This is a genomic window from Stieleria magnilauensis, assembly GCA_007753675.1.
GTDB lineage: Bacteria > Planctomycetota > Planctomycetia > Pirellulales > Pirellulaceae > Stieleria > Stieleria magnilauensis.
On the sequence record CP036432.1, the window covers coordinates 7,271,921 to 7,287,138 of the forward strand.

Below are 15,218 nucleotides of genomic sequence, written 5' to 3' on the forward strand. Positions count from 1 at the left end.
CGATAGAGTCCATGTCCTCAACATTCTGGTCAAAAACATCGCGTTATGCGATTTGCGTTTTTTTGGCGTTCAGTTGGACGGAGTCCCGTGCGGCGATCGTCACCATCGGGGATTTCAGCACAACACCTTCTGGCGTTGCGCAGTCGGGCAGCGTCGATATCTTCATCGAAGATGATGGATCGTTGCCGATTGAAGTCGCGGCATTCCAGCTCAAGGTCACCGTCGTCGGCGGAGACGCGGGCGCCGTTCTGACCGGTTTTGGAGCTCCATCGAGTCGCCCTTACGTCTTTTCCGGTGCGTCCTCCATGCCGGCCGGTCTGATCTCGAATGATTTCAAAATCGTCGAACTCGGTGACTTTTTGCTGTCCGGAAGCAGAAATGTCCTCGGTGGCGAAGGGCTCGGAAGTCTGCAATTTTCGATCCCAGCCAACGCAACGAAGAATTTCAAACTGGACCTCAGCCTGAATCCGCAAGACACGTTCCTTGCCAACGGTGCCGGTCAAAACCAGCCGTTCACCATTCGAGGAGGATCCATTTCTGTCACGGCCATTCCCGAACCGAGTGTCGCCGCGCTGCTGCTTTGCGTCCCCGCAATGTACGTTTGCATGACGAGGCGACGGAGGAGAAGTGCCTGAGACCGGCGAGACGCGTCGGCCAACGGCGTCCCCGGGCGACGCATCGGGAGGATTTAGGAGGAGGAAATTAAGATTGCTGCAGGGAAACGGACGACGGGTTTAGAATTGACATGCAAATGTCAATCTGGGCTATGGGAATCTGCTTCGCCCATACGACGATGTTTGCCCCTCCAAGTTGCCGCCAACCTGTTTCCCCGTGAGTCCGGTGATGTTCCCGAGAAGGCCTCCAAGCGCCGCGGTCGCGCTATCCGCGTTCGTTCAGTCCGCGTTGCTACGTTCATCGATTCTGCTAGTCGTCTCGCTCGTCTCTGTTGCGTCGGCACAGGACTTGAAGATCGAATTTGCCAAGGTGCTGCGGCAGTCAACCTTCAAGAGCGAATCCCATAGCATCTGGGGCGGTTCGCTGGTCAAGGGTGACGACGGCTGGTACCACTTGTTTTACAGCCGCTGGCCCAAACACCTCGGCTGGGCCTGGGTCACCGATTCTGAAGTCGCCCACGCGGTCTCCGACAGCCCCTTCGGGCCCTTCCAATTCAAAGACGTGGCGCTGCCCCGTCGCGGACGTGAGTTCTGGGACGGCTGGTGCACCCACAACCCGACGGTCCACCGTTTCGGTGACAAGTATTACCTGTATTACATGGGCAATACCGGCGACGGAATGGTCACGGGCACTCCCGGCAAAGAGAAACTGAATTGGAATCATCGCAACAACCAACGCATCGGCGTCGCGGTGGCCGACAGCCCCAATGGCCCCTGGGTTCGCAGTGACAAACCGCTGCTGGATGTCAGCCGCGACGAGGCCGCAATCGACTCATTGATGACGTCGAATCCGTCAGTCTGCCAACGCCCCGACGGCGGATTCTTGATGGTCTACAAAGCGGTCGGAAAAGAATACCCGATGCCCAACGGCGGCCCGGTGGTCCACGGTGTGGCAACGTCGGATCACCCCACCGGACCGTTTAAAAAACACGACCGTCCGATCTTTACGTTCCAAGGCGAACGTTTTCCGGCGGAAGACCCGTACATTTGGCACCAAAACGGAAAGTACCGGGCGATCGTTAAACGGATCAAACACGAAGGCAAACAACGCGTGTTCTCGTTGGTGCACTACGATTCGGTTGACGGTTTCGATTGGAAACCCGCTAAACACCACGAGATCTCCGAACGCATCGTTCAATGGGAAGACGGAACGGTCGAGCAGTTTGAACACCTGGAACGGCCGCAGGTGTATTTGGAAAACGGCGTCCCGATCGCCTTGCTGTGTGCCGCCGATACCCGCGACGCCAATCGCGTCCGGCATTCCTTCAACATCCAGATTCCGCTGCGTGTTTCATTGATGCCGGCAGCGGCCGATGAGCCTGCGGCCAATGATGCAGCGGCGGGATTCCCCTATGTGTTGCCAAAGCAGAAACCGGACCGCCCACTGAGCGAGGCGATGCGGCGCAACTACGACGCCTATCCCGCGCCCCGACCCGAAGACAACGAGTTGTACACACGATTCAAATACACGCCGCTGAAGGGCTTGGATGATCACGGCGGCGATGGAACCGTCTCACGTCGTGATCCATCCAAAGTGATTTTCGAAAACGGCAAGTACTACGTTTGGTACACCAAACGCAACACCCCCACTCCGCCCCAAGGGCCCGACGGGTTCACCGACACGATTCCCTCAAGCGACTGGGATCTGGCCGACATCTGGTACGCCACCAGCGAAGATGGATTCAGCTGGGACGAACAAGGCGTCGCCGTCGCGCGGCCCGAAAAGCCGTTGCTCGGATGGCGATCGGTCAGCACACCCGACATCCTGGTTTGGAAAGGCAAGTACTACCTGTATTACCAAGGGTTCAGCGAGGCCAGCGGGACGCGTGGCGATGACTGTCCCGTTGCAGTCTCCTACGCTGATTCGCCCGACGGACCGTGGACTGCCCATCATCAAGTCGTCCTCCCCAACGGCGCCGCGGGACAGTGGGACCAGTATTCAGTCCATGATCCCTACCCGTTGGTCTATCGCGGAAAGATCTACCTGTATTACAAGTCCGACTTCGACGGCGACCCAAACCTGGTCCGGATGCAGGGGCTTGCCATCGCCGACGATCCGTTGGGCCCATTTAAAAAACATCCGCTCAACCCCGTGATCAACTCCGGGCACGAAACGACGTTGTTTCCGTTTCGCAATGGGATCGCCGCGTTTGTCATCCGCGACGGTCTAGAGCACTCCACCATCCAATACGCCCCCGACGGCGTCCATTTCAAAATCGCATCGATCGTTTCGCTGATGCCCAACGCGGGCGGACCGTTCATCCCCGACGCGTTTACCGACACGCAAAACGGCCGCGGAATCACCTGGGGACTGTCACACTTCACCAACGTCTCCACCTGGGACAAGAACCACGCCATTCTTGCCAGATTTGATTGCGATCTCTCGCTCGATGTCAATGATCCGGAGATGAAACGCACCGGCGATTATCACAAACCGGACGTGTTTTTTGAACAACGTTTAAGCAGCAAACAAAAGGCACGGATCGAGGACGAGAACAAGACGCTGATGAAACCGTAGTGCTCTGTTCAGATTTGAATTGAGGGTTGTGCTTTTGGAGCAGAAAAAAGTCAGGCTGTAATTTGAAGTCAGGCTGTAATCTGCGGAGTGATGAAATTGTACTGTGTCCTCGGATGCACTTTGCCCACGGATGGCAGCGCGAACCCACGGATGACAGGGTGCCAAAAATCCGTGGGTTCGCGCTGCCATCGGTGGGTATTCTTTTCGATAGTTAGCCTGGCAAAATTACTGGAGTGCTTCGTCGCGATGGAGTCTCTACAATGGCTGCACTCCACTCAACCTTCCACCCACGACTCTCCCACTGATGTTCCGCACCTTTTTGCTCGCTTGCCTGCTGACAGCTTCGCCTCTGCTCTTTGCCGACGATCGGCCCAACATCGTTTGGATCATTCCCGATGATATGTCGGCGAATTTCTCGTGCTACGGCGAGACCGCGATCCAGACGCCCAACGTCGACCGACTCGCCCAGCGCGGTGTGAAATTCAATAACGCCTTCGTTACCGCGCCGGTCTGTTCGACCTGTCGATCGGCGTTCATCACGGGCATGTATCAAACCAGCATCGGTGCGCATCATCACCGCAGCGGTCGTGGGGAACTCAAGATCAATCTTCCCGACGGCATCGAATTGGTGCCCAAGTTGTTTCAACAGGCCGGTTACCACACGTCGATCACCGGTTGGCCGCTCAACGGAAAACTCGGCAAAACGGATTACAACTTCCAGTGGGATGAATCCGTCTACGACTCCAACGATTGGGCCACACGAAACGAAGGGCAACCCTTCTTCGCGCAGATCCAAACACAAGGCGGAAAACTGCGTGGCAAGGACGCCGAGGGCTGGAAAAAAGTTTCCGCGGCGGCGGAGAAAACACTCGGCAGCCGCACACCGAACAGCGCCGTCAAGTTGCCGCCCTACTACCCCGATCATCCGGACGTCGTCCGCGACTGGGCGGCTTATCTGGATTCCGTTCGCATGACCGACGTGATGGTCGGCGAAGTGCTGGCCCGCTTGGAAAAAGAAGGCGTGCTTGAAAACACGATCGTGTTGTTCATGACCGACCACGGGATCAGTCACGCGCGTGGCAAACAATTTCTGTACGACGAAGGGCTGCACGTCCCACTGGTGATCGCCGGCCCCGGCATTCCAGCCGGCACCGTTCGAGAGGATGTCGTCGAGCACATTGACATCGCCGCGTTGTCGCTCGCCGCCGCAGACATCGCGCTCCCCAACTCGATGCAGGCCCGCGACATTTTGGCCGATGACTACGCCCCGCGCGAAGCCGTTTTTGCCGCCCGAGATCGTTGTGACGAAACCGTCGACCATATTCGCAGCGTCCGCACCAACGATTTCAAGTACATCCGCAATTTCCTGCCCGAGCGGCCTTACTTGCAACCCTGTGCCTACAAGGACGCCAAAGCAATCTTGATCGCACTGCGCGCAGATCACGCGGCCGGCAAACTGAACGACACCCAGGCGTTGCTGTTCCGCCAGACCCGGCCGACCGAAGAGTTGTACGACCTGAAAAACGATCCGCATGAAATTCACAATCTGGCGGGCGATCCGCTGTTTGCCGCAAAGTTGACAGAGATGCGTCAACGGCTGGACGTCTGGATGCAAGAAACCGACGATCAAGGGCGACAGGCCGAATCGGAACAGATGTACGACAGCGACATGAAGGTCTACACCGACCGCCTGAGCTTGCCAAAATTTGATCCCAAGCAGCTGACAACCGTCCAGAAAAACATCGCCCTGATGAAGCAATGGGCCTCCGAAGGAAAATAAATGACTGACTCATCGATTGATCGGCGTCAATTTGTCAAGCGATCCGCCGCGCTGGCTTCGGCGGGAATGACCCTCGCGCACGCCGGCTTGGCGACCGCCGCATCCAAGTCTGGCGTGACCGAGATCACCTTCCCCCGGCAAGACTCACTGGTTCATCCGCCCGAGTGGGAATCGTTGAACCCGGGTTATTGGAAAGTCGAAAACGGTCGCTTACGTCGCCGGTTGTCGAACGTCGGTGATCGCGCCCGCCGCACCGGATTTCCGTTTCACGCTGAATCCAAGGGCGGTGTGATGGAGACGGAGTACGATCCCTCACTGCCGGCGGGGATTCTGTATCGGCGCGATCAGTTTTTGAGCGGCCGGTATTCGATCGACGCCCAATTCGTCTACCACGCCGACGCTGCCGATCCGGCCCCAGGGGACGACCCTGCGTGGAAGATGTACCAGCGCGGTAATGGACTGATGGGGATTGCGATCGGAGCGAAGAATCTGCTGGAAAGTTTCAACAAAGTCACCAATGCGACCCAAATTGCTTGGTCGGACGACGGAAAACTCCATGTGATCTCTCGTGGAAAGGCGAAGAAGGGGGCCGGGCGGCAACAAGCCGGTGCCGAACACGATGCGTTTGATTTGTCGCCAGGCGATGTCGTCCACTTGCGAGTCGACGTGGTCCCCGCCGGCCAACACGCCCAGTTGTCTGTCGTCCTGTCTCGTGGCAGCGACACGGTTCGATTGACTCAAAAGGTTCCCGTCGGCCAAACCGAAGGCTATGTCGGAGTGCTGGCGCGTGGGCTGATCGACTTTAGTGTCAGCGCGCTGACGATCGAAGCGGAGGAAGCGCCACCGCTCGCCGTGCAAACCAGCCCTTGCCTGGCCTGCTACGCACTCGGTGACACGCTGCAGAAAAACGACGCCGGCGAGTGGACGGTTCGCTTCGTCGGGATCTTCGAAAGCGATGGGGAACAAGCGGAACTTCGAATCGCAACGTCCGAACGCCCGGCCGGCGGATGGAAGTCGGTGACCGTGGCGGGTCAGGCAAAAATCATCAACAACGACTTTCGTCGCAACACCGCCGTGATGGAAGCCGTCTTGCCTGAGAACCCCGGCGCGACCGACCTCTACTACACCGTTTGGAAGGATGGGGTCGACGTGACGGCGGATCCACGCATCGGCACGGCCGCCGTCGGCCCGGGGACGGGATTGGTCGGCGATGTACCGGACAGTGGAAGCTATGTCGGACGCCTGCCCCGACTCGTCGCACCGTATCGGCTGTGTGGTCTGTCCTGCCATGCCATCACCAGCGGTCTGCAACAGAAGACCGACAACGGGTACACGATCACCGGCGGCAACAACGTTTGGCAATTTCGCGACCAACCGACCGAAGGCGCCTACTCCCATTTGGAAGCGTACGATTTCCAAGTGATGGTCTGGGAGGACGACGTTTGGTACATGGAACTGGTGTTGTATCCGCCCAGCACCGATGACGCCTACAAGATCGTCACCCAATCGATTTGTGGCCCGACCAGCCGTTGGCAATTGATGCGCCACTGGAACGTGATCAATCCCGGTGACCATGATTACGGCATGGACGACGTCAAAGGTCCCGAACAGATCATCATTCGGCGACAAGATGGACTGGGGCAAGACGCGTCGTACATGCGACGCAACTTCCAAATCGTCCACCACCTGATCACCGGCGACGAAGAGGTTGATCCGTTGGCCAATCCGAAGAAGTGGCGGGCTTGGAAAATGCCAAATCGCGACTTCACGTTCGTGATCACGGATTCACGATTGTGGCGAAGCAGCCAGAACGTCGACGTCTGGCGCGAGCAGGGCTGGGGTGCCTTCAAGAGCCTTTATGACCGCACCGACCCGACACGCAGCCTGCTGGGCGAAGAACAATTCGCCTGGTTACAAGAACTGCTCGCCACCGATTCGTCTCGATTGATTTGCTTGACCGGAATCAACGGCTTGCACACGATTTGGACCGGCGGACGGGGCGATTTCGAAAGCGGCAAACATCCGATGAAGTTCAGCCAACGCGATCGGGTGACCGCCGACTATGCCGGCTGGGTCAAAGCCGGTGCCGATCGCGTGCTGGAATTGCTGGGCGGGCGCGACGGCGTCGTGACCGTTTACGGCGACGTCCACAACGGTTCGATCATGACCAACCAGACCCATCGCGTGATCGAATCCAGTTTTGGTCCGATCGGTCGCAGCGGGGGTCGCGGCGTGATTCCGGGGTTCGGACCCCAGATGAAAGACGTCGATGGACGCGATCTGACGATTCATTGCCTGTATCACAAAGAGTTTTCCGATCCGAACCTGTCGCCGCACGCCGACGGTGAACCGTTCTACTGGAACTTCCTGGAAATGGAGTTCGATCCTGGAAAAGAAGATCCGTCGATCGACCTGCGGATCCGCAACTTGGTGGATCCGCCTCAGCAAACGCCGCGCGGAGGAGGATCGCTGCAAACGACCGCGTCGCAAACGGGGCGTCATCCTGCCAGCCGGCTGCCTGAAATCAAAACGATTCCCGGTGCCGAAGTTCAGATCCTGGACCTGAACGGATGCCCGATCCGGGGCACCACCAGCCTGGATGATGGCAGGATCGTGGTCGGCGGATTGGTCGACATCGATCCGGGCGCAGAAGTCCTGGTCCTCGCCCATCGCGGCGAACTGTCAGAGGTCAAAAAAGTTCAGACCCTGCCCGTTGACGCGGGATAAGCCGCCAGCCCGCCATCCGCACCAGCCTCTTCAACACGAACTCGCACGGGCAGGTGCGACCGATCGCAGTACATGGATGCGCAGTGCATGAAGGATCGATCCGTGACACGCTTGGAACCGGTACCGCGCAGCTGTCTCATCGGTCCTGTTGGACTTGACGAGCGTTCTTCAGAATTGCGTCGGGGAACGTCAAAACAAAGTCGATTCGTGATCGTCTCCGTCTTAAACGCTCTCGTTTTGTTGCAGCGGACTCTCCAAGGGTACATACTCAACGAGTGACCCCAGCGCGTCGTCATGCGAAACGCAGGTGGTCGGCTCCCGTGCCTGTTTTCGACAAGGAGTGCTCCGATGGCGTCTGCCAAGGTTTTGCTAATAGAAGACAGCCAAGTCGACCGCATGGTGATCAAGGGGCTGTTGTCCAAGGCCGTCGGCGTCCCGTTTCATGTGGAGACGGTCGAAACGCTGGCCGAGGCCCTTTCCGCCATTTCACGCGGTTCGTTTGACGTGATCCTCTCGGATCTAACGCTGCCGGATAGCCAGGGACTGGACACGTTCATCCGAGTGTCCCTGGCCGCCGGCGATGTTCCCGTGGTCGTGTTGACCAGCAGCGATGACCTGACCCTGGCCGCCAAAGCGGTGGAAGAGGGTGCGGAGGCTTATCTGGTCAAAGGAAAAATTGATGCCAATCGACTCGGGCGCTCGCTTCGCTATGCCATTCAACGCACCGCGGCGGAGCAGGCCGAGTGGCAATCTCCCATGTATCACTTGGCCAAACAGCAGTTCTTGAAGGCCGCACAGATCGTCGGACTCGATGACAATTTGCGCGAGCGGCTGCTGTTTCCGCAGCGAACCCTGACCGTCACGTTTCCCTTCCGACGCGATGATTATCAGGAAGTTGAAACGGTGTTTGGTTATCGCGTGCAACATCTGCTGACCATGGGCCCGACCAAGGGAGGCATCCGATATCACGAAGACGTCAACTTGGGCGAGGTCTCGGCGTTGGCGATGTGGATGACCTGGAAGTGCGCCCTGATGCGTTTGCCGTTCGGCGGGGCCAAGGGAGGTGTCCGCATCGACCCGACGATTTTGACCGGCCACGAACTGCAACGATTGACGCGTCGCTTCACCACCGAAATCCTGGACATGATCGGCCCGGACAAAGACATTCCGGCCCCCGACATGGGCACCAGCGAGCGTGAGATGGCGTGGATGATGGACACGTATAGCCAGCAGATCGGCTACACCGTCCCCACCGTCGTGACCGGCAAACCGGTTGTCCTCGGTGGATCGCAAGGTCGCAGCGAAGCAACCGGGCGCGGACTGGTGTACTTGATCGCTGCAGCGGCCGAGCACCTGGAGCTGAATCTCAATGGCAGCACGGTCGTCGTGCAGGGATTCGGCAACGTCGGCAGCAACGCCGCGCGGTTCTTGGAAGAATTGGGGGCTCGGGTGATCGCGGTCAGCGATGTCACCGGCGGAATCTACAATCCACACGGCCTGTCCGTGTCGTCGCTGCTCGCCTACACACGCGAGAACCGTGTGTTGGCCGGCTACCCGGATGGTGAAGCGATCAGCAATGAAGCGATGCTCGAGTTGCCCTGTGACATTCTGGCTCCGGCGGCAATGCAGAACCAGATCACGCAGGCCAATGCCGATCGCGTCAAGTGCAAGATCCTTGCCGAGGGCGCCAACGGACCGACCACGTTGGAGGCCGATGAAATCTTGCACGACCGAGACATCTTTGTGCTGCCGGACATTGTCGGCAACGCCGGCGGCGTCACCGTGTCGTACTTTGAATGGGTGCAGGGGACGCAGAACTACACATGGACGCTGGACGAGATCAACAGCCGGTTGCACACGATCCTGGTCGACGCGTTCCGCCGCGCGCTCGACCGCTCGGCACGCCAGAGCATCGACTTGAGGACCGCCGCACTGATCGAAGGCATCCAGCGTGTCGAGCAAGCCAAATTAGCCCGCGGCCTGTTTCCCTAGCGGTCGCGTCGCCGTTCGACGATGGCTCCACTCCATTCGCCACCAACCGCACGCATCTGAGTGTTGGTGTCTAGGCTTTAGCCGATTCTCCTTGACACGCCGGACGCCCAAGGCGTCACGGGGATGCGCCTAACGGCTGTACACCAACACGTCTGCCCGTGCCATCAGACGTGAGCGGCTCCTCCATTGTTCCTACCACCAAAATCTCGCGTCTCATTTCTATTCCCCCACATCTTGCCCAACATGGCGCATTGCAGCAATCTTGCAATTCCACGCAAATTCGGAAGTCTACTTTCGGAGGTGCTGTGGCTATATTCGGTAGAGTGAACAGCGTCCTGTTGTCTGTTCTCACTGCCCGCAATACGCCGGAGCAATGTCGACCGTGTCTGATTCAAGTGTCACCAGCCTTCTTCACAGAGCCAGCGCGGGCGAACGTCGTGCGGTCGAACGGCTTCTGTCGAAGTACCGAGACCGGCTGAATTTGATGGTGAAGGTGCGTTTGGACAGCCGATTGGCGGGACGACTGGACGCCTCGGACGTGGTTCAAGACACGCTGTTGCGCGCCGCACAGCGATTGTCGGAATTCGAAACATCACACGTTCCGTTTTATGTCTGGCTTCGACAGATTGCCAGAGACCGTCTGTCGGAACTCTACGAACGGCATGTCACTACGAAAAAACGTTCGGTGTTGCAGGAGCAAGTTTGGGGTCTGTCCCAAGATTCGATGGCCCGCATGACGCAGCTGCTTGGCGGGACAACCGGCGGCCTGATCGACGGTGCGATCAAGAAAGAAATGCTGCTGCGTCTCGATCGAGCCCTCGACCAATTGCCCGATCAGCAACGTGAGATTTTGGTCATGCGATACCTCGAACACATGAAAGTGGCGGAAATCGCGGTCGCCTGCGGTCTGAGCGAAAGCGCGGTAAAAATGCGTCAATTACGCGGCGTGGAGCGTTTACGAAGCCTGCTTCGCCGCGACGATTCTGGGTCGGCCGCATCCGTTCGAGGAACTTAGGGGAGTTTCAAATTTACCCATGGGTTCATCGGCCGACGCATCGGAATCCGAATCGGATCTCGCGGATCTTGTTGACGAAATCATCGATCAACTGCGATCCGGGGAGAACATTGACACCGCTGAGTACGTTCGACGCTTTCCCGGGCATGCCGACCGGATCGAACGATTGATCCCCACGCTGCGGTATCTCGGTGAAGTCAAGGACATCACGATCGGTGATTCCTTGACGAACGATGCCGACCTCAGTGCGAATCTTGGCGGCTCGGACGACGCGCTGCTGTTCGAGCAACTGGGCGACTTCCAGATCGTTCGTGAAATCGGCCGTGGCGGGATGGGGATCGTTTACGAAGCGAACGAGGTCTCTCTGGATCGACGGGTCGCGCTCAAGGTGCTTCCGTTCGCGTCGATTTCGAGCGAACGTCAGCTGGCCCGATTCAAGGTCGAAGCTCAAGCGGCCGCCGGATTGCACCACTCGGGAATCGTTCCCGTCTATTCGGTCGGGTGTGATCGTGGCGTGCACTACTACGCGATGCAGTACATCGATGGCACCAGTCTGGCCCTGGTCCTGAAGGAGTTTCGGCTCGCGTCGACGCGGCATTCCGTTTCGATCGGCGACCCGGGATCCGCCGAACGAACCGAACCGTCGACTCATTCGCCCGCCGAACAGCCCTCCGGTCCGTCAAACCGAGCCGGCAGCGGAGACGTGAGTGGTTCAGAATCTGCAAGTGAAGCTCGGCAACACTTTCGATCGATGGCGAATCTAGCGATCCAGGCCGCCGAGGCGCTTGAGCATGCCCATCAAAGTGGAGTGATTCATCGGGACATCAAACCGGGTAACTTGCTATTGGACGGCGAGGGCAAGTTGTGGATCACCGATTTCGGGCTGGCTCGTATCGAGCAAGATTCCGAGTTGACGATGACAGGCGACCTGGTCGGCACACTTCGGTACATGAGTCCCGAGCAGGCGACATCAAAGAGTTCTGCGGTCGACCACCGCTGTGACGTGTATTCGCTCGGCGCGACGCTCTATGAATTGCTGACGCGTCGACCTGCCTTTGCCGGAGACGACCGACAGGATCTGCTTCGCAAGATCATCAGTGTCGATCCCGTCCCGCCATCCAAATGGAACCCTCGCATTCCGGGCGACCTGGAAACGATCGTGATGAAGGCGATGGAAAAAGATCGCGATGCCCGATATGTCGACGCGCAAGCGATGGCGGACGACTTGCGCTGTTATTTGGAAGATCGACCGATCGCCGCACGACGCCCCACCAGCCTCGCCCGCATCCGTAAATGGGGGCGACGGCATCCGGCAATCGTCAGATCCTCGTTGGCAATGTTGTCCGTGATCGCGCTGGCATGGATGATCGGCAGCGTGCTGATCGTTCGGCAGTCGGCAAAGACTCAGGCCGCTTTGTCTCGGGCCACCGAAAACTTCAAACAGTCCGAGTCGAACCGAGCCAGAGCGGAAAAAGCGATCGACCGCCGCGAGCGACTACTGTATGTCCGTGGTCTCGGGCTGGCTGCCAAAGCCTGGCGTGATGGTGACGGAGCGGGTGCGGCGGCCTTGATGCGTTCCAACCCGGCCTATCAATCGCAGCCGGGATTGCGAGGGTTCGAGTGGCACTTTCTGGACTCGTTGTTGTTGCCGCCCGACAACGTTGTGTTCCAGTCCGATCAAGAACTGACCGCATCGGCCGTTTCCCGCGACGGTAATCTGATCGCGATCGGTGACGCCGAAGGGACAATTCGCTTGATCCGTGCATCCGGGAAACCGTTGAGTCTCGATGGACACCGTGGCCCCGTTCAGTCGCTGGATCTGGATAGCAACGACCAGCGGTTGGCAAGTTGCGGCGAAGACGGCACCATCCGCATTTGGGACGTGGCAAACGGACAAGCAATCGACGTGATCCAATCGGGGCATGAAGGAAAACCCGTGTTTGCCGTCCGCTATTCGAACGACGGAACGTCGTTGGCAAGCGGCGGTGGCGATGGCAACGTTCGCCTTTGGGAAGTCGTCACGATGGCGGTGCTGGTCGGGCACCGTCGCGATGTCCGCACGGTCGAGTTTGCTCCCGATGATGCGACGATCGCGTCGGGAAGCAACGACCGCGACGTTCGAATCTGGCGTGTCGCGACCGAAAAGTCGATTCGAAGGCTGCGCGGCCACACCGGGATGGTACTTTGCACCACGTTCACCGCTGACGGCCGCTACCTGATCAGCGGAAGCAACGACCACACGATTCGGTTTTGGAATCATGCCACCGGCGAGGAAGTCTGCGTCGTCCGCGAACACCGCGACGGCGTTCAAACGCTCGCGATCCTCGCCGATGGAGGAATCGTTGCCGGTGATCGAGGCGGGAATCTGCGGATTTGGCGGATTCGCGGCAGAAAACCCGTTGATCGATTCCAGAACGATGGATTCTGGAGATTCTTGTCGGTCCAACTGTCGCCCGATGGAAAATCATGGGCTGGGCTGACCGAGGATGGCAATTTGATCCTACGTGATCTGGCGTCCCGACGAACCCGCGTCTTGCTGAACGACATCGCGGTTCAGATCCCGATTGCCGAACGTGAACAATTGGCGTTTTCGCCGGACGGATCGCGACTGTTCTGCGTGGATCGAATCGTGACACTCCCGTTCAATTGGGGCGACGAACTGCAACCGCCGCTCAAGCTGCAGATCCCCGTGGGTGCCCCCGGTTGTTTTGCGCCGGAGGAAAAGGCTATCGCCGTGGGCAGAGACGGATCGATCCAATCGTATGATGTTGAAACAGGGAAACGACTGCGAGAATTTGATTCGCCGATCGGAGCGATCACGGGTCTGCGTTTCTCCGATGACGGCAATCAGTTGTTCGGCTGGGCACTCAAGGGGCCGATCGTCCGTTGGGATTGGCCGGGCGGGGAGATCGCCGAGACGATCGATCATCCCCACGATCAAATCATCGACCTGGAACCCTCGCCCGACGGAAACTCGATCGTGGCGTGCGGAACAGATGGTGCTGTCACCGTTCGGGACGAGGACAGTTTGCGGTGGCGGGAACTGGACCTTGGCGAGCGTCACTGCAGCAGCGTCAACTGGTACGACCGGGGAACCACACTCGCGTTGACCGCACCGGGGCTGCAAGATTTCCTTTACCGATTGGGGCCGGACGGCTTCATCGAAACGCTTGCGGACAATCAGGACGCAACGCAAACGGAAGTCTCCCGGAAACGCCGTCTGTTCCTCAGCAACGTTCGAGGCGTCCGAGTTGAAGTGCTGGACCTCGACCGGCTCGATGTCACCTCCGACACGAACGAACTGCTGCAGGGTCACAGCGATCAGATTTGGTCGCTCTCGGTCACGGGTGACGGAGAGCACACGCTGACCGCCAGCCGCGACGGAACGCTCCGCCGCTGGTCCCAACCGGTCGACCGCTGGGGATGGCTTTCGCGACGCCGTCACGTCGACTTTCGCGTCGATGACTTCGCCTGGTCAGACGGTCAGAAGACGCTGGGAATCGCAGAGATCGGCCGCGGCCTGATCTATCAATGGCCCGGTGGGAAGCTGCGGCACCATTATCGATGGTGGGGAAACTCCGGGCCCAACGCCATGGGATTTGCGTTTGAATCGGTCGCAATGGCGCCCACAGGCGGTCGACTTGTCACCGGGCACCGTGACGGTTCCCTCCGCTTTTGGTGGCCTTCGCCGGGGCCGCCGACTCACATCATCCAGGCGATGGAAATCGATTCGGGCGTGACGGCGATCACGTTATCGCCGGACGGACGATGGCTGGCCGCCTGCAGTCGGCGGGGAAACGTCGTCAAGCTCGTTGACACGGCAACGTGGCAATCGACATGGTCCGCGCCGGCGGATGATTGCGATGACTTCGCGTTTTCGTCCGACGGGCGATGGCTGGCGTACTGCGACGGAACAGACGCGGTGTTGGTCTCGGTCTATCCTTTTCGCGAAGTCCAACGATTCAGCGGCCATTCGCTGACGGTGAACGGGTTGGCGTTTTCGCCCGACGACCGCCTGTTGGTGACGGCATGTGAAGATCGCAAATTGCGGATCTGGAATCCGGAAACGGGGGAATTGCAGACGACGCTCCGGGGGCACGCCGCACCGATCGGCCGTGTCACGTTCACGCCCGACGGCACGACCATGGTGTCCGGTGACGCCGATGGCGTGATCAAGTTGTGGCACTTGGCGACGGGCCAGGAACTCTACACGCTTGCCGATCTCGATTTCGGGATCGACAAACTCTCCTTCGATGCCGGCGGCCGCGTCCTGGTCGCCCTCTCCTCCGACGGTCACATCCACGTGTTCGATGCGGAATCGCGGCAGTAGCGTCTGTCACAGCGCGACTTGGACCGTGGGATCGGCTTCCAGCCAGGCGTGTCCGGAAATGACAGGCTGGAAGCCTATCCCACTGATTTTCGCGTCATCTGACAAAACGCGACATTTTTCCGGTGACGTTCTGGTTTGCTTTTCCCGGATCAGTCTTGGGGCCATTCCATTCGAACGATCCG

Annotated in this window: 7 protein-coding genes; all 7 read left to right on the forward strand. The window is 58.9% G+C overall.

Annotated features, from left to right (window positions below; genetic code table 11):
• Positions 1 to 11 precede the first annotated feature (11 nt).
• A complete protein-coding gene (locus TBK1r_RS26005) occupies positions 12 to 635 on the forward strand; it encodes a hypothetical protein (RefSeq protein WP_145217565.1) in 624 nt (207 codons plus the stop codon).
• Between the two features lie 268 nt (positions 636 to 903).
• Entirely contained in the window at positions 904 to 3,192 is a 2,289-nt protein-coding gene (locus tag TBK1r_RS39500) for a glycoside hydrolase family protein (protein ID WP_473772460.1), read from the forward strand.
• A gap of 304 nt (positions 3,193 to 3,496) precedes the next feature.
• Entirely contained in the window at positions 3,497 to 4,972 is a 1,476-nt protein-coding gene (locus TBK1r_RS26020) for a sulfatase family protein (RefSeq protein ID WP_145217568.1), read from the forward strand.
• Entirely contained in the window at positions 4,973 to 7,699 is a 2,727-nt protein-coding gene (locus TBK1r_RS26025; protein ID WP_145217571.1) for a hypothetical protein, read from the forward strand.
• A 348-nt stretch (positions 7,700 to 8,047) separates the two neighbouring features.
• Entirely contained in the window at positions 8,048 to 9,691 is a 1,644-nt protein-coding gene (locus TBK1r_RS26030; protein WP_145217575.1) for a Glu/Leu/Phe/Val dehydrogenase dimerization domain-containing protein, read from the forward strand.
• 382 nt (positions 9,692 to 10,073) lie between these two features.
• Complete coding sequence (locus TBK1r_RS26035) at positions 10,074 to 10,706, forward strand: RNA polymerase sigma factor (RefSeq protein WP_419580403.1); 633 nt, start codon at positions 10,074 to 10,076, stop codon at positions 10,704 to 10,706.
• Between the two features lie 19 nt (positions 10,707 to 10,725).
• Positions 10,726 to 15,036, forward strand: coding sequence for a protein kinase domain-containing protein (locus TBK1r_RS26040; protein ID WP_145217581.1), 4,311 nt, complete (start codon positions 10,726 to 10,728; stop codon positions 15,034 to 15,036).
• The last annotated feature ends 182 nt before the right edge of the window (positions 15,037 to 15,218 follow it).